Genomic DNA, 14712 nt, shown 5'->3' with positions numbered 1-14712 from the left:
TTTCTTTGTGCGCGATCTTCTCGCGAACGAACGATTCCGGACTACTGGTTCATTGAATCGAAGAAATCCTGGTTGGTCTTCTGGTGCTTCAGCTTGTCGACCAGGAAGTCGATGGAATCGGTGACGCCCATCGGCATGAGGATGCGGCGCAGCACCCACATCTTCGACAGGGTGCCCTTGTCCACCAGCAGCTCTTCCTTGCGGGTGCCGGACTTGCCGATGTCGATCGCCGGGAAGGTGCGCTTGTCGGCCAGCTTGCGGTCGAGGACGATTTCGCTGTTACCGGTGCCCTTGAACTCTTCGAAGATGACTTCGTCCATGCGGCTGCCGGTGTCGATCAGCGCGGTGGCGATGATGGTCAGCGAACCGCCTTCCTCGATGTTGCGCGCCGCGCCGAAGAAGCGCTTGGGGCGCTGCAGCGCGTTGGCGTCGACACCGCCGGTCAGCACCTTGCCCGAGGACGGCACCACGGTGTTGTAGGCGCGCGCCAGGCGGGTGATGGAGTCCAGCAGGATCACCACGTCCTTCTTGTGCTCGACCAGGCGCTTGGCCTTCTCGATCACCATCTCGGCGACCTGCACGTGGCGCTGCGCCGGCTCGTCGAAGGTGGAACTCACCACCTCGCCCTGGACCGAGCGGTCCATGTCGGTCACTTCCTCCGGGCGCTCGTCGATGAGCAGCACGATGAGGAAGATCTCCGGATGGTTCTTGGCGATGGACTGGGCGATGTTCTGCAGGATCATCGTCTTGCCGGTGCGCGGCGGGGCGACGATGAGGGCGCGCTGGCCCTTGCCGATCGGCGCCGTCAGGTCGATGACCCGCGGCGTCAGATCCTTGATGGTCGGATCCTCGACTTCCAGCTTGATGCGGTCGTCCGGATAGAGCGGCGTCAGGTTGTCGAAGTTGATGCGGTGGCGCGAGTTCTCCGGCGGATCGAAGTTGATCTGGCTGACCTTCAGCAGGGCGAAGTAGCGCTCGCCGTCCTTGGGCGAGCGGATCTGCCCTTCCACCGTGTCGCCGGTGCGCAGGCCGAAGCGGCGCACCTGGCTGGGGCTCACGTAGATATCGTCCGGCCCGGCCAGATAGTTCGACTCGGGCGAGCGCAGGAAGCCGAAGCCGTCCTGCAGGATCTCCAGCACCCCGCCGCCGTAGATCGGCTGGTCGTTGTCGGCCAGGTGCTTAAGGATCGCGAACATCATGTCCTGCTTGCGCAGGGTGCTCGCGTTCTCGATTTCCAGTTCCTCGGCAAAGGCCAAGAGATCGGCCGGACTCTTGGCTTTCAGTTCTTGAAGGTTCATGGGCGCTTACGCCTGTGCTCGCATTAGTCGGAAAGGGGAAGGTTTTTGGATCGGGCCTGGACCAGAGCGCTTGCTGCTAGAGAAGGTGCCAGGAATGCGGGATAAATCCGCAGAGCGGGGAAGGTTTGTAAACTGCAGCCTACGCTTGGCTGGTTACCTATTCGTTAACCATATATGGGACGGACGTTGCCGGACGGCAAGGTTCAGAAGATTCCAGAGCGTTAATGCAAGGCGGCGCGGAAGTCAAGCGGCGGGAGCCGGCAATTCGACGGCACCGGCCGGCGCGGTCAGAACGGCTTCACCACCGCCAGGACCACGATCCCGACCATGAGGACCGCCGGCACCTCGTTCATGATGCGGTAGAAACGCTCGGAATGCCGGTTGGCGTCGGCCTCGAAGGCCTTGCGCCAGCGCGCCGCCATCATGTGCAGGACCGTCAGGACCACCAGCAGGCTCGCCTTGACGTGGAACCAGCCGCCATGCCAGGCCTCGATGTTCATCATCAGCATCAGACCCAGGCCCCAGGCCAGGATCATCGAGGGGTTCATGATGCCGCGCAGCAGGCGGCGCTCCATCACTTTGAAGGTCTCGGACTGCACCGAGCCCGGCTCCGCCTGGCAATGGTAGACGAAAAGCCGCGGCAGGTAGAGGAAGCCGGCCATCCACGAAATCACCGCCAGGATGTGCACCGCCTTGACCCAAAGATAGGCCTCGCCCAGAAATCCTGCCATAACCCTCTGAAGTCCCTTGTATTATTGTTTCAGGAGCCCGCCGCCTGGGGGCAGCCGCGCCACTGCGCCGGGCAGAGGCGCCCCCCCGCCTGCGAACAGACGGGCCGCTCCGACCCGGTGGCGGCGACCACCAGCTCGCCCAGGCCCTCGATGAAGGACGCATCGGCCATGACCGTCGGCACCCGAAGATAGCCCGCCGCCCCGGCCTTCTCCGCCAGCTCCCGGTACTCGATGTCCAGCTCCACCAGGGTCTCCGAGTGCTCGGAGACGAAGGCGATCGGCACCACGATGATGCTGCGTTCCTCCCGCGCCGCCCTCTCGATCTCCTCGTCGGTCGCCGGGCCGATCCATTCCAGAGGACCGACGCGGCTCTGATAGCAGACCTGGTAGTCCAGGTTCACCTCGCCCAGGCGGCGTACCACCGCGGCGACGCTGCGCTCCACCTGCCACTGGTAGGGATCGCCCTGTTCGACGATTTTCTTCGGCAGTCCATGGGCGGAGAACAGCACACGCGGCGGCTTTTCCTGACCGGCTTCCCGCAAGGCGTCGCGAAGGCGCTCCACGACCGCCTCCACGAAACCGGCCTCTTCCGGGTAGCAGCAGACGGCGCGGCTCGGCGCCGTCACGCCCGCCGCCTCGGCCTCGCGCTGCCATTCCTTCAGGGACGACGCCGAGGTTGTGGTCGAGTACTGCGGATAAAGCGGCAGCAGGATCACCTGATCCGGCGCGAAAGCGGCCACCTGTCGAGCCGTCTCCTTTGCCCGCGGATGCCAGTAACGCATGGCGATGAAGACATTCACCTCGCCCAGGCCGCGTTCCTTCAGCACCTTGGCCAGGGCCTCCGCTTGAATTTCCGTGTTGGGCAGCAGCGGCGAGCCACCGCCCATCTCCCGATAGATCTCCTCGGCCACCGGCGCGCGCTTCCTGGAAATGACCTTGGCGAGCAGCCAGCGCAGCGGCAGCGGCAGGCGGATGATCGCGGGGTCAAAGAAGAGATTGAACAAGAAGGGCCGTACGGCTTCCCGGCGATCGGGCCCGCCGAGGTTGAACAGCACCACCGCCGTCTTGCTCATGCCGCGCCCTCGTTCACCATCCGCCGGCGCCCGGCCAGGCACGGATCTGCTCCATCAGTTGGGCGACGTGCTCCGGCGGGGTCTGCGGCACGATGCCATGACCCAGGTTGAAAACGAAGGGACCGCCGGACAGCTCCCGCAGGATCGTCTCCACAGCCGCGCGCTGGCTCTCGCCGCCGGCAACCAGCGCCAGGGGATCGAGATTACCCTGAACGCAGACCTTGGGCTGAAGCACCTCCCGCGCCCAACCCAGCGGCACGGTGGTATCGAGACCCAGGGCATCGGCTCCGCTCTCGGCGGCATAGGTCTGGTAGAGCAGCCCCGCTCCGCGCGGAAACAGGATCACCGGAACGCCGGGCCGCTCCGCCTTCAGACGCTTCACCAGCGCCTTGGCCGGCTCCAGGCACCAGCGCCGCAGCTGCGCCTCCGGCCAGACCCCGGCCCAGGAATCGAAGATCTGCACCGCCTCGGCGCCGGCATCGATCTGAGCGATCAGGTAATCGCCGGTCGCCGCCACCAAGAGATCGATGAGACGCTGCATGGCTTCCGGATCGCCGTAGGCCCAGCGCTTGCCCGCGGCGAAGTCCTTGCTGGAACCGCCTTCCAGCATATAACTGGCGACCGTCCAGGGCGCTCCGGCGAAACCGATCAGCGTGGTCTCTGCCGGCAACTCGCGGCTCAGACGCGCGACGGTCCGATAGACCGGCGCCAGGCGCTCGTGTAGGGCCGCAGGGTCCAGGCGGTCGAGGTCCGAAGCTTCTTCCAGCGCTTCCAGGCGCGGCCCGACGCCTTCCTCGAACCAGACCTTCTGCCCCAAGGCGTGGGGCACCACCAGGATGTCGGAGAACAGGATCGCCGCGTCGAAGCCATAGCGCCGGATCGGCTGCAGCGTCACTTCCACCGCGTAGTCCGGGGTGTAGCAGAGATCGAGAAACCCCTCCGCCCTGGCCCGCAGTTCCCGGTATTCCGGCAGATAGCGCCCGGCCTGGCGCATCAGCCATACCGGCGGCCGCGCCAGGGTTTCGCCCCGCAGGGCGCGCAGCATGGTCTTTTCGGCGTTGCGAGAGGTTTCGGGAGCTTGGGTCATCGAAATCAGGGTCTGCAATCCGTTCTTGCCGCTGTCTTTCCGGAGGTCTCAAGGCCCGACAAGATGGACTTTTCCGCGGTCCGAGCAAACCCCCCTTCTTCCTAAAAGATTTATTAAAAAGCTTAGGGTGATTGTTGTTGATCCCTGTGAATCCTGGGGATTGCCGATGACCTGTGGATTATCCCGCGAGTCTTCCGCAGGTCCGCCGCGGTGTTCTCTACCTGTGGGCGGATGACGGCAAAAACCAGGATGATCCCATGCCTTGCGCCAAATCCGCCGGCAGGGGATAACGGGGAAAAGAACGAGAGACAGGCGTTCTATCCCAAAGCGGCGCGGCCTGTGGGGCGAAACTGTCCGGAACCAAAGAATGCTCTGGAGCACTGCGAGGCAGAGGTGAGGGATTTTTCCGCGAAGCGGATTGAAGGGCGGTTTGTCCCCGCAATTCGCACGAACAAGGCATTTCATGCACAGCCGTTTCGGGGCCTCGGCGGGTTTCTCCCTGCGCTGGAGTCGGCTGCATGACGGTTCATCATATGCACCTCGTTTCCGATGCGACGGGCGAGACCATCAACTCCGTCGCACGCGCTTGCCTGGTTCAATTCGGCGGCGTCGAACCGATCGAGCATGTCTGGAGCCTGGTGCGTACCCGCGGCATGATGACCAAGGTCCTGCAGGGTATCGAGGCCAGCCCCGGCCCGGTGCTTTACACCATGGTGAACCGCGAACTGCGCGACCAGCTCACCTCCTGCTGCGCCTCGCTGGGCCTGCCCTGCATTCCGGTCCTGGATCCGGTGATCCACGCACTCGCCAACTATTTCGGCGTCGAGATCCGCGGCACGCCCGGGCTGCAGCACGTGCTCGACGCGGAATACTTCAGCCGCATGGACGCCATGACCTTCGCCCTGGCCCATGACGACGGCCAGCACTGCAGCGACATCGACAAGGCGGACATCATCCTGGTCGGCGTGTCGCGCACCTCGAAGACGCCGACCTGCATGTATCTGGCGAACCGCGGCATCAAGGCCGCCAACGTGCCGGTGGTGCCCGGCTGCCCCATGCCCGAGGAACTGCTGCACGCCAGGGGCCCGCTCATCGTCGGGCTCACCAAGGAGGCGAGCAGCCTGGTTCAGGTGCGCCAGAACCGCCTGCGCATGCTGACCGACGACAGGCAGGAAACCGACTACGTGAACCTGGAGGCGGTGCGCCAGGAGATCGCCCAGGCGCGGCGATTCTGCGTCGAGCACGGCTGGCCTCTGATCGACGTCACCCGCCGCTCCATCGAGGAAACCGCGGCGACCATCATGAACTACTACGCCAAGCACGTCGGCGCGGAGGCGTGATGGCGGGAGGTGCGGAAGGTCCGGCCACTCTTATGGCCGCCGCACCGCCGCCGCTGGTGCTGGCCTCGGCCAGCGCGGCGCGCGCGCAGATGCTGCAATCCGCCGGGCTGGACGTGCATCTCCAGGCCGCCGCGGTGGACGAGGACGGCGTGAAGGCCTCCCTCAGGGCCGAGGGCGCGACGCCGGCCCAGGTGGCCGAAACCCTGGCCGAGTTGAAGGCGCGGCGCGTGGCGGCGAAGCATCCCGGCGCCTTGGTCATCGGCGCCGACCAGATGCTCTCCTGCAACGATGTCTGGTTCGACAAGCCGCCCGACCGCGACCACGCCGCCGCTCAACTCCGGGCGCTCAGCGGCAAGACCCATAGCCTCTGGACCGCCGTCTGCGTGGTGCGCGACGGGACCCGCATGTGGCACCACAACGCCGCTGCCCACCTGACCATGCGCAAGCTCAGCGACGCTTTTATCGAGGCCTACCTGACAGCTTCCGGCCCCACGGTCACTGCCTGCGTCGGCGCTTATCGGCTCGAGGGCCTGGGGGCGCAGCTCTTCGACGTGGTCGAGGGCGACTTCTTCACCGTGCTGGGCCTGCCGCTGCTAGCGCTGCTCGACTTCCTCCGATTGAACAAGGCCCTGCCGACATGACCGTCTCGCTTCTCCCCCTCTCCGGCAAAGCGAAGGTCGCGGGGCTCATCGGCTGGCCGGTTTCGCACTCGCGCTCGCCGCGGCTGCACGGCTACTGGCTGGCCGAGCACGGCATCGACGGCGCCTACGTGCCCCTGCCGGTGCAGCCCGACAGGGTGGAGGCCGCGGTGCGCGGCCTGGCCGCCGCCGGCCTGCGCGGCGTGAACGTCACCATACCGCACAAGCAGACGGTGCTGGCGCTTTGCGACGAGGTGGACGACACCGCCCGGCGCATCGGCGCGGCCAACCTGCTGACCTTCGACGGCGAGAAGATACGCGGCGCCAATACCGATGCCTTCGGATTCATGGAGAACCTCAAGGCGGGCTCGCCCGGCTTCGACGCCAGCCGGGCCCCGGCGGTGCTGTTGGGCGCCGGCGGCGGCGCGCGCGCCGTGGCCGTGGGCCTGCTCGACGCCGGCCTGCCCGAACTGCGCCTGTGCAACCGCAACCGCGCGCGCGCCGAGCGCCTGGCGGAAGATCTCGGCAGTTCGGCAAGGGTCGTCCCCTGGGAGGATCGCGGTGCAGCGCTGGCCGGCGCCGGCCTGCTGGTCAATTCCACCAGCCTGGGAATGAGCGGTCAGCCGGCGCTCGAACTGTCCCTCGACGGCCTGGACTCCGCGGCCGTGGTTTCCGATCTGGTCTACAGTCCGCTGGAGACGCCGTTACTGGCGGCCGCACGCGCCAAGGGCTGTACGGCCGTCGACGGCCTCGGGATGCTGCTGCACCAGGGCCGGCCCTGCTTCGCCGCCTGGTTCGGTCCCGATCCCCGGGTAACGCCGGAGCTGCGCAGCTACGTGCTGGGGGGGGACTAGTGGCCGGGCCGGGCGCCATGCTGGTCGTCGGGCTGACGGGGTCCATCGGTATGGGCAAGACGACCGCCGCCACCATGCTGCGGCGCCTCGGCCTGCCGGTTCACGAGGCCGATGCGGCCGTTCACCGGCTGATGGCGCGTGGCGGCGCGGCGGTGGACACCGTGGCGGCCGCCTTTCCCGGTGTCGACAAGGACGGCGCCATCGACCGCGGCCGCCTGGCGGCGAAGGTCCTGGGCGATCCCGCCGCCTTGAGCCGGCTGGAAGGCATTCTCCACCCCCTCGTCCGCGCCGAGGCGCAGGCCTTCCTCGCCAGGCAGGCCCGCCAGCACCGGCCGCTGGCGGTGCTCGACATCCCTTTGCTGTTCGAGACCGGCGGCGATGCCCTCTGCGACGCGGTTATCGTGGTCTCGGCCCCGCCGGCGGTTCAGCGCGCCCGGGTGCTCGCCCGCCCGGGCATGACCGAGGCGAAGCTGCAGGCCGTGCTCGAGCGACAGATGCCGGACGCGGAAAAGCGCCGGCGCGCCGATTTCGTGGTGCAGACGGGCCTGACCAAGGGCCACAGCTTGCGCCAGCTCACGGCCATCGTCACACTGCTGCGGGAAGAAGCCCGGCGCCGCCGCCGGCGCAAATCGGGAAACCGTCCGGGAAAACGTCATGCGTGAAATCGTTCTCGACACCGAAACCACCGGCCTGGACCCGGCGGCCGGCCACCGCATTGTCGAGATCGCGGGGCTGGAATTGCTGCACCACATTCCGACCGGGCGGACCTATCGCGAGTACATCAACCCGGAACGCGACATGCCGGAAGAGGCCGAGCGCATTCACGGCCTCAGCGAGGACTTCCTGAAGGACAAGCCGGTCTTCTCGGAGGTTGCCCAGAGCTTCCTCGACTTCATCGGCGACGCCAAGCTGGTCATCCACAACGCCAGCTTCGACATGAAGTTCCTCAATGCCGAACTGCGGGACGCGGGCCACGAGCGGCTTTCCATGGAGCGCGCCATCGACACCGTCGCCCTGGCGCGGGAGCGTTTTCCCGGTGCCCAGGTAAATCTCGATGCGCTCTGCCGGCGCTTCGAGATCGACAATTCGGCGCGCACCTTTCACGGCGCGCTGCTGGACTGCGAGCTGCTGGCGGAGGTCTACCTGGAACTGCGCGGCGGCCGTCAGCCGGGCCTGGTGCTGGAAAGCCAGCGCAAGACGGTCCGCGCCGCCGCCCCCGTCAATCGCGAGGTACGGCCGCCGCGGCCCCACGCGGCCAGCCCTGGGGAAAAGGCCGCGCACGAAGCCATGCTGGAAAAACTGAGCGACCCGCTCTGGCGCGCCTGATCGCCGTGCGGGAACTCAGCCCCGTCTCCAGCCCCGTCCTCAACCCTGTCCGTTGGCTCCGTTCGCGGGGGTTTCTTCGCCGCCCTTCTCGGCGGCGGCCTCCGCCGGCTTGCGGCTCATGTAGAGCTGGGCGAAGTCTATCGGCCCCATCATCAGCGGCGGGAAGCCGCCGTCGCGGGTGTCGTCGGCCAGGATGGCGCGGGCGAAGGGGAAGAGGTGACGCGGCACCTCGATCATGATCAGGTGTTCGCGCAGCTGCTCGGTCAGGTCGGCGCCCAGGCTCACCACCGCGGCGTAGTCGAGCTCCACCAGAAAGGCCGCGGTATCGCCGATCTTGGCCTCGGCGCGCAGCGACAGCACGACTTCGTAGACCTGATCCTGAAGCTGCGTCGGAGTCACGTCGACGCTGACGTTGATGTCGGGCTTGCCGGATCGCATGCTGCCGTAGATGCCCGGCGCATTGGGGTTCTCGAAGGAGTGGTCCTTCACGTACTGGGTGTTGATGGTCAGCTGCGGCTGAGCGGCTTCTTCGGCCATATCCGGCTCCTTTGATCGCGAGGCGGCTTGGCTATCACGGATCGCCCAGGGAAACAACGGGGCGCGGCAGCCGCCGGGCGCGCCTTGCCGCGGCCTCAGAAGGCCGGGGCGGCCGCTCCGCCGACCGGATCGAAACGCAGGGCGACGCCATTGCCCACCGCTTCGCCGGTCAGACCGCGGATGAAGCCCCAGTGGCTCACCACCAGCAGTCCGTCCCAGGCGTTCTCCGCCAAGTGGCTGTCTCGAAAGCCGCGGCAACGCTCGGCCAGGGCGGTTTCGCTCTCCTCGTCTTCCGGCCACCAGCGTTCCGGCAGGTCGCCGAAGCTGAACCGCGGCCAGCGGCGGGCCAGTTCCGCGCGGTGGCTGCCCACGTCGCAGGAGAAGGAATAGCGCTCGCGCACCCGGGGATCGATGCTGACCGGCAGGCCCAGGGCCTCGGCGATGATCTCGGCGGTGTGCAGGGTGCGCCAATAGGGGCTGGCGACGATGCGCCGGACGCCGCAGTTGGCCAGGCTTTCGCCGGCCGCCCGGGCCTGGCGCTCGCCCTCCTCGGTCAGGCGCGGGTCGACGATCCCCGGGTCGATGCGGGTCTTGGCGAAATGAACGTTGAAGTGGGACTGCCCATGGCGCACCAGGATCACCGGCCAAGCCTCCTCAGGTCCGAGGCGTTCCGGCCGTCTTCGCCGTCCTTGCCGCCGTCCGAGGAAAGGTCTTCGTAGTCGCCGTCGATCACCGGACCGCGTCCAGGGCCCTGACGGGGGCCCTGCCGGGGGCCGCCGCCTCGCGAATCGTCCCTCCCCGGACCATCGGGCCGGACCTCGACCCCGTCGACGAAGACCCGGGCTTCGCCGCGCGCGGCCTTGGCGGCGATATGGCGGGCGATCATCAGGCGCAGCAGTTCGCGTGCCGGCGGGACGAACAAAAGCAGACCGATCGCATCGGTGACGAAGCCCGGCACCAGCAGCAGCGCGCCGGCCAGCACCAGGCAGACCCCTTCGAACATCTCGCGGGCCGGCAGCTGGCCCTGGTCCATCTGGGCGCGGGCGCGCGTCAGCGCGGCCAGGCCCTGGGTGCGCAGCAGCAGGGACCCGGCCAGGGCCGTGGCGACGGTGGCGGCGATGGTCGGCCAGACGCCGATCGCCTCGCCGACCTGGATGAAGACCGCGACTTCCAGCAGCGGCAGGCCTATAAAGAGGGCCAGGAGAATGAGGGCCATACTTGCTCTTTCCCTACCAATTACCTACATAATGCGCATCACCCGGCGGCAATGCCAGCCGGACCGCGGCCGTGCCCGCCCCGGGTTGCCTTTATGGGCGCGCCTCAACGATTGTGAACGGATGAGCGACGGCACTTTCATAGAAATAGTCATTCTCGCTGCAGTCGCAGCCTTTTTTATCCTCAAGCTCCGTTCGGTGTTGGGTAAGCGGACCGGTCACGAGAAACGACCGGACTTTGATCCTTTCACCCAGGCCGAGGATCGTAAGGGCGAGAGCGGCGACGACAAGGTGGTCCAGCTTCCCGACCGGGCCGGTGACCGCGGGACCGGGCGGCCCCTGGCCGAGGACGAGGTCTTCGAGGCCGCGCGCGAGGAAGCCGAGGCGCCCGAGGAGGAGATCGCCGACACCCCCCTGGCCGCCGGCATCACCCAGATCAGGCTCGCCGACCGCGATTTCGATCCGCGCCAGTTCGTTTCCGGCGCGCGCGCCGCCTTCGAGATGATCATCGGCGCCTTCGCCCAGGGCGACGTGAAGACCCTGCGCCCGCTGCTGGCCAACGAGGTCTACGACGACTTCGCCGGCGCCATCAAGGAGCGCGAGGAGAACAAGGAAACCCTGGAAACGACGCTGATCGGCATCACCTCGGCCGAGATCATCGAGGCCGAGATGCAGCAGAAGACGGCTTTCGTGACCGTGAAGTTCGTCTCCGAGCAGGTCAACGTGACCCGCGACGCCGAGGGCCGCATCGTCGACGGCGATCCCAACCATGTCGCCAAGGTCACCGACATCTGGACCTTCGCCCGCAACACCCGCAGCCGCGACCCCAACTGGGCGCTGGTTGCCAGCCGCAGCCCCAACTGAGCCCCGCCCGATGGGCCGCATCGGGACCGGAATGAAAGCCGCGCCGCTGGCCGGCGCCTTGCTGTTGGCGGGGCTGCTGGCCGCCTGCGAACGCGAGGCGCCGCCGGAAAAGCCCGCCGAACCGCCGAAAGCCGAGGTTGAACTGCCGCCGGCGGAACCCACCCTGCTTTTGGAGCCGGTGGGCTTCGCGGCCCTGCCCGGCTGGGAGGCGGACGAGGTGGCCGCCGCCCTGCCGGCGCTGACCCGTTCCTGCGGGCGCTTGCTGGCGCAGCCCGACGGCCGGGCGGTAGGACCAGATGCCCTGGCCGGCACTGTCGCCGACTGGCGCGGCCCCTGCGCGGCTCTGCGGCAGATCCCGGCGGGCGACGATCCCAAAGTGCTGGATGCGGCGCTGCGTCAGATCCTGGAACGGCATTTCCAGCCCTTCGCCGTTTCCAACGCAGGCAAGCGCGAGGGCCTCTTCACCGGTTATTACGAAGCCGAATTGAAAGCCGCCGCCGGCCCCGACGCCCCCGGCGCGACGCCGCTCTACCGGGTGCCCGACGATCTGGTGACCGTCGACCTCGCGCTTTTCCGCGCCGATCTGCGCGGCGAGAGGCTGGTCGGCCGGGTCCGGGACGGCCGCCTGGTGCCCTACATGACCCGCAAGGAGATCGATGCCGGGGCGCTCGCCGGGCGCGGGCTGGAGCTGGTCTGGGCGGCCGACCCGGTGGACGCCTTCTTCCTGCACGTCCAGGGGTCGGGCCGCGTGGTCTTCCCCGACGGCCGGGTCACGCGGGTCGGCTTCGCCGGCTCCAACGGCCACGCCTTCTACGCCATCGGCCGGGCCCTGATCGACGAGGGCGCCATCGACCGCAAGAGCGCCTCCATGCAGAAGATCCGCGACTGGCTGCGCGCCAACCCGGAAAAGGCCAAGGAGGTGATGCAGCGCAACGCCCGTTACATCTTCTTCCGCGAGATCACCGGCGAAGGCCCCATCGGCGCCCAGGGCGTACCCCTGACGCCGGGCCGCAGCCTGGCGGTGGACTCTTCCCTGCTGCCGCTGGGCGTGCCGCTCTACCTCGACACCACCTGGCCGGCTTCGGACCGGCCGCTGCGCCGCCTCATGGTCGCCCAGGATGTCGGCAGCGCCATCAAGGGCGCGGTGCGCGGCGACTTCTTCTGGGGCTCCGGCGAGCCGGCACTGGAGCAGGCCGGGCGCATGAAGCAGCGCGGCACCTACTACCTCTTCCTGCCCAAGGCCGTTGCCGAGCGCCGCAAGACCGCGAGCTGACGCGCCTCTCGCGCGAATTCACCTGTCTTCTTGAACGAGACGCGCGCATCGCGCCTAGCCAAAGGGGCGAGCGGGCCGCTAAAAAGAGCGTATTGCGCGCGCCAAGGCCGCGACCGCCCGCGGCGCGAAACGATGGTTGTCAGGTTCGGACGGGGATTGGGAATGGAGTCTTTTTGGCACGGGTTTGCGGCCTTGGCGATGATCGGTGCCGTGGCGTCGGGGTGCAGCGGCAACTCCGATGCCTCCCGCTCGCTGACCTTCGATGCGACGAGCGATACGGCAATCGTCATCCTGGGAACCAATGTGACGCGCGAGCAGCAGGAGGAGATCAGGGCCGGCAGGAGCTTCTCGACCTTCTGGGTGGAATACGATCCCGTCACCAAGCGCCTGGTTCCCGATGGCGCAACCTTCGAGACCTCCATCGTGGCCAGCGCCTTCTCGGATGAACCGGCCTATCTCAAGCCGACGGTCTCCGTCCTGCAGGTCCGGCCCGGAGACTATGCGCTCATCGGGGCCGGGTTTCCCCACCTGATGAGCACTTTTGTTCGTTCCAAGGACGGGCTGAAGGATGACAAAGGCAGGGGCCAGTCCTGGCACTTCACCGTCGACCCGCGGCTGCACATCGATCCTTCCGCCGAGGTAAGCCGCAACAATCACCTCTTTTCCGTCGCGGCGGGCGAAGTCCTCTACGTCGGGCACTTCGAGTTCGTGAAGTGGGACTACATCGACAGCCTCCGGGGGATCAACTACTTCCAGGACGAAGCCGCAGCCCGTCAGGCGCTGTCGGCCTATCCGAAAATTTCCGGGGTGATGAGGACCTTCGATCCCGCCAAGCCCCCGCAAGAGGTGCGGCGATGGTGAAACCGTTGGCACGCGCGAATCTGTTGAAGGGAGCTCTGGCTGTCGCTCTGCTTTTGGGCGCCGCGGCCTGCGGTGCCCCGGCGATGCTCGACCGCACCAGCCACTTCGACGCCGCCAGCGACAAGGCGATCGTCCTTCTCGGTGGCGGCATCGTCTGGGCGGAAGACTTCCGTGACCCGGACAGGAGCCTGACTCTCCACTGGCAGGAGTTCGACCCCGAGACCCTGCGTCTGGTGCCGGGCGGCAAGGGCTTTGCCAGCCTGATCCGCGATTCCGTCCGGCTGCATCGCGGCGATCCCTATCCGCCAGCCCGGGTGCAGCAAATAGATCCGGGCACCTATGCCCTGGTCGCGGCCGGAACGGGCCAGTTCAAGACCCTGTATGTCGCGCAGCAACAGCGCTATCGGAACAAGTGGGGGCTGACTTGGGACAAGGACTCCTACATTGACCCCCTGGAATACATCGATCCTCAGGCGAAGTTGGTCTATGGGCAGAATTCTCTCTTCTCCGTCCAAGCGGGCCAGATCGTCTATCTGGGCCACTTCGAATTCTTCCGCGGCAGCAAATACCTGGGCAGCTTGGCGGGGCCGCGGCGATTTGAGGACATAGCTGCGGCGCGGGCGGCCCTTGCGGCCTATCCGGGAATTTCCGGCCCGATGATCGTCGCCGATCCAGCCAAGCAGCCCCAGTTTCCCCAGTCCACATCGCGGTGACGCCTCTCTAACAGCCTCCCGCCGCTTGCTTTTCCCAAGTGGTAATACCATTATCCCCGAAAGCCCCAAGGGCTGGATTTGGGAGGATCATTCATGGCTGATGCATCGCTGGCCGAGGGGCATCCGCGCGTCGGACTTTTCGTGACCTGTCTGGTGGACCTGATGCGCCCCTCCGTCGGTTTTGCGGCGGTGAAGCTGCTGGAGCGGGCGGGCTGCAGGGTGGAGGTGCCGCAGGCCCAGACCTGCTGCGGCCAGCCGGCCTACAACTCCGGCGACCGGGCCGACACCCGGGCGATCGCGGAGCAGACCATCAAGGCTTTCGAGGGCTTCGACTACGTGGTGGCGCCCTCGGGCTCCTGCGCGGCCATGATCCGCGAGCACTACCCCAGCCTCTTCGAGAAAGATGCGCAGATGCAGGCGGCGGCCGAGGACCTGGCCGGGCGGACCTGGGAACTGGTCTCCTTCCTCACCGACGTGCGCGGCCTGGCCCGGGTCGACTCCCGCTTCGAGGGCAAGGTCACCTACCACGATTCCTGCTCCGGCCTGCGCGAGCTCGGCGTCCAGGCCCAGCCGCGCAAACTTCTCGGCACCATTGCCGGGGTGGAGCTGACCGAGATGGTGGAGCACGACGTCTGCTGCGGCTTCGGCGGCACCTTCTGCGTGAAGTATCCGGACATCTCCAACAAGATCGTGACATCCAAGACCGACAACATCATCGCGACCGGCGCCGGCACCCTGCTGGCCGGCGACCTGGGTTGCCTCATGAACATGGCCGGCAAGCTGCAGCGGCGCGGCGCGGACGTGGAGGTGCGCCACGTGGCCGAGGTGCTGGCCGACATGATCGATCAGCCGCCCATCGGTGAAGCCGGGGCTGGCGGTGCGGCCGGCGAAGGGAGCGACTGA

At 67.2% G+C, this 14712-nt stretch carries 17 protein-coding genes; 10 read left to right on the top strand and 7 right to left on the bottom strand.

Annotation, left to right across the window (positions count from 1 at the left end):
- Positions 1-41: 41 nt before the first annotated feature.
- The 4 genes from rho to hemE all read right to left on the bottom strand — a co-directional run bounded on the left by rho (position 42) and on the right by hemE (position 4189).
- Positions 42-1298: a transcription termination factor Rho gene (gene rho / locus AAFN88_RS03230; protein ID WP_193366781.1), complete on the bottom strand. Its 1257-nt coding sequence runs from the start codon at positions 1296-1298 to the stop codon at positions 42-44.
- Between the two features lie 287 nt (positions 1299-1585).
- Complete coding sequence (gene hemJ / locus AAFN88_RS03225; RefSeq protein WP_347518121.1) at positions 1586-2029, bottom strand: protoporphyrinogen oxidase HemJ; 444 nt, start codon at positions 2027-2029, stop codon at positions 1586-1588.
- 29 nt (positions 2030-2058) lie between these two features.
- The gene (gene hemH, locus AAFN88_RS03220; RefSeq protein ID WP_347518119.1) at positions 2059-3102 is read right to left on the bottom strand and encodes a ferrochelatase; all 1044 of its coding nucleotides are present in this window, start codon (positions 3100-3102) and stop codon (positions 2059-2061) included.
- 13 nt (positions 3103-3115) lie between these two features.
- The gene (gene hemE, locus AAFN88_RS03215; RefSeq protein ID WP_347518118.1) at positions 3116-4189 is read right to left on the bottom strand and encodes a uroporphyrinogen decarboxylase; all 1074 of its coding nucleotides are present in this window, start codon (positions 4187-4189) and stop codon (positions 3116-3118) included.
- A gap of 518 nt (positions 4190-4707) precedes the next feature.
- Here hemE and AAFN88_RS03210 point away from each other — a divergent pair.
- The 5 genes from AAFN88_RS03210 to dnaQ are packed head-to-tail and all read left to right on the top strand — an operon-like array spanning position 4708 to position 8347.
- Positions 4708-5529, top strand: a complete 822-nt coding sequence (locus tag AAFN88_RS03210) for a pyruvate, water dikinase regulatory protein (protein WP_347518117.1) — start codon at positions 4708-4710, stop codon at positions 5527-5529.
- Positions 5529-6170 carry a nucleoside triphosphate pyrophosphatase gene (locus AAFN88_RS03205; protein WP_347518115.1) on the top strand — a complete coding sequence of 214 codons (642 nt, stop codon included), beginning with the start codon at positions 5529-5531 and terminating at the stop codon, positions 6168-6170. The genes AAFN88_RS03210 and AAFN88_RS03205 overlap by 1 nt, the downstream gene beginning before the upstream one ends.
- Positions 6167-7021 carry a shikimate dehydrogenase gene (locus AAFN88_RS03200; RefSeq protein ID WP_347518113.1) on the top strand — a complete coding sequence of 285 codons (855 nt, stop codon included), beginning with the start codon at positions 6167-6169 and terminating at the stop codon, positions 7019-7021. Before AAFN88_RS03205 ends, AAFN88_RS03200 begins: the two co-directional genes overlap by 4 nt.
- Positions 7022-7038: 17 nt before the next feature.
- Positions 7039-7683, top strand: a complete 645-nt coding sequence (gene coaE / locus AAFN88_RS03195) for a dephospho-CoA kinase (RefSeq protein ID WP_347521622.1) — start codon at positions 7039-7041, stop codon at positions 7681-7683.
- Positions 7676-8347 (top strand): DNA polymerase III subunit epsilon, encoded by a 672-nt coding sequence (gene dnaQ / locus AAFN88_RS03190; RefSeq protein ID WP_347518112.1) that lies wholly within the window; start codon positions 7676-7678, stop codon positions 8345-8347. Before coaE ends, dnaQ begins: the two co-directional genes overlap by 8 nt.
- A gap of 39 nt (positions 8348-8386) precedes the next feature.
- On the opposite strand, the gene secB is transcribed toward dnaQ, so the two are convergent.
- From secB to AAFN88_RS03175, 3 genes are all read right to left on the bottom strand, one after another.
- Positions 8387-8884 carry a protein-export chaperone SecB gene (secB, locus tag AAFN88_RS03185; RefSeq protein ID WP_347518111.1) on the bottom strand — a complete coding sequence of 166 codons (498 nt, stop codon included), beginning with the start codon at positions 8882-8884 and terminating at the stop codon, positions 8387-8389.
- Positions 8885-8979: 95 nt separating this feature from the next.
- The gene (locus AAFN88_RS03180) at positions 8980-9525 is read right to left on the bottom strand and encodes a histidine phosphatase family protein (protein WP_347518109.1); all 546 of its coding nucleotides are present in this window, start codon (positions 9523-9525) and stop codon (positions 8980-8982) included.
- Positions 9522-10100: an FxsA family protein gene (locus tag AAFN88_RS03175; RefSeq protein WP_347518108.1), complete on the bottom strand. Its 579-nt coding sequence runs from the start codon at positions 10098-10100 to the stop codon at positions 9522-9524. Before AAFN88_RS03175 ends, AAFN88_RS03180 begins: the two co-directional genes overlap by 4 nt.
- Before the next feature lie 121 nt (positions 10101-10221).
- On the opposite strand from AAFN88_RS03175, the gene AAFN88_RS03170 reads away from it, so the two are divergent.
- The 5 genes from AAFN88_RS03170 (at position 10222) to AAFN88_RS03150 (ending at position 14712) form a co-directional block, all read left to right on the top strand.
- On the top strand, positions 10222-10962 hold the full coding sequence (locus AAFN88_RS03170; protein ID WP_347518106.1) for a Tim44/TimA family putative adaptor protein: 741 nt from the start codon (positions 10222-10224) through the stop codon (positions 10960-10962).
- A 31-nt stretch (positions 10963-10993) separates the two neighbouring features.
- Positions 10994-12235, top strand: a complete 1242-nt coding sequence (locus tag AAFN88_RS03165) for an MltA domain-containing protein (RefSeq protein ID WP_347518104.1) — start codon at positions 10994-10996, stop codon at positions 12233-12235.
- A 162-nt stretch (positions 12236-12397) separates the two neighbouring features.
- Entirely contained in the window at positions 12398-13096 is a 699-nt protein-coding gene (locus AAFN88_RS03160; protein ID WP_347518102.1) for a hypothetical protein, read from the top strand.
- Positions 13090-13809, top strand: coding sequence for a hypothetical protein (locus tag AAFN88_RS03155; RefSeq protein WP_347518100.1), 720 nt, complete (start codon positions 13090-13092; stop codon positions 13807-13809). Before AAFN88_RS03160 ends, AAFN88_RS03155 begins: the two co-directional genes overlap by 7 nt.
- Positions 13810-13902: 93 nt before the next feature.
- On the top strand, positions 13903-14712 hold the full coding sequence (locus tag AAFN88_RS03150) for a (Fe-S)-binding protein (RefSeq protein ID WP_347518098.1): 810 nt from the start codon (positions 13903-13905) through the stop codon (positions 14710-14712).

The organism is Pelagibius sp. CAU 1746 (assembly GCF_039839785.1).
GTDB lineage: Bacteria > Pseudomonadota > Alphaproteobacteria > Kiloniellales > Kiloniellaceae > Pelagibius.
Note: the sequence above shows the minus strand (reverse complement) of the source record. Positions and strands in the feature narration are given on the sequence as shown.

Excerpts from the sequence above, each read along its gene's own strand:
- rho (WP_193366781.1), bottom strand. The coding sequence starts at position 1,298 with ATGAACCTTCAAGAACTGAAAGCCAAGAGTCCGGCCGATCTCTTGGCC.
- hemJ (WP_347518121.1), bottom strand. The coding sequence starts at position 2,029 with ATGGCAGGATTTCTGGGCGAGGCCTATCTTTGGGTCAAGGCGGTGCAC.
- hemH (WP_347518119.1), bottom strand. The coding sequence starts at position 3,102 with ATGAGCAAGACGGCGGTGGTGCTGTTCAACCTCGGCGGGCCCGATCGC.
- hemE (WP_347518118.1), bottom strand. The coding sequence starts at position 4,189 with ATGACCCAAGCTCCCGAAACCTCTCGCAACGCCGAAAAGACCATGCTG.
- AAFN88_RS03210 (WP_347518117.1), top strand. The coding sequence starts at position 4,708 with ATGACGGTTCATCATATGCACCTCGTTTCCGATGCGACGGGCGAGACC.
- AAFN88_RS03205 (WP_347518115.1), top strand. The coding sequence starts at position 5,529 with ATGGCGGGAGGTGCGGAAGGTCCGGCCACTCTTATGGCCGCCGCACCG.
- AAFN88_RS03200 (WP_347518113.1), top strand. The coding sequence starts at position 6,167 with ATGACCGTCTCGCTTCTCCCCCTCTCCGGCAAAGCGAAGGTCGCGGGG.
- coaE (WP_347521622.1), top strand. The coding sequence starts at position 7,039 with ATGCTGGTCGTCGGGCTGACGGGGTCCATCGGTATGGGCAAGACGACC.
- dnaQ (WP_347518112.1), top strand. The coding sequence starts at position 7,676 with ATGCGTGAAATCGTTCTCGACACCGAAACCACCGGCCTGGACCCGGCG.
- secB (WP_347518111.1), bottom strand. The coding sequence starts at position 8,884 with ATGGCCGAAGAAGCCGCTCAGCCGCAGCTGACCATCAACACCCAGTAC.
- AAFN88_RS03175 (WP_347518108.1), bottom strand. The coding sequence starts at position 10,100 with ATGGCCCTCATTCTCCTGGCCCTCTTTATAGGCCTGCCGCTGCTGGAA.
- AAFN88_RS03170 (WP_347518106.1), top strand. The coding sequence starts at position 10,222 with ATGAGCGACGGCACTTTCATAGAAATAGTCATTCTCGCTGCAGTCGCA.
- AAFN88_RS03165 (WP_347518104.1), top strand. The coding sequence starts at position 10,994 with ATGAAAGCCGCGCCGCTGGCCGGCGCCTTGCTGTTGGCGGGGCTGCTG.
- AAFN88_RS03160 (WP_347518102.1), top strand. The coding sequence starts at position 12,398 with ATGGAGTCTTTTTGGCACGGGTTTGCGGCCTTGGCGATGATCGGTGCC.
- AAFN88_RS03155 (WP_347518100.1), top strand. The coding sequence starts at position 13,090 with ATGGTGAAACCGTTGGCACGCGCGAATCTGTTGAAGGGAGCTCTGGCT.
- AAFN88_RS03150 (WP_347518098.1), top strand. The coding sequence starts at position 13,903 with ATGGCTGATGCATCGCTGGCCGAGGGGCATCCGCGCGTCGGACTTTTC.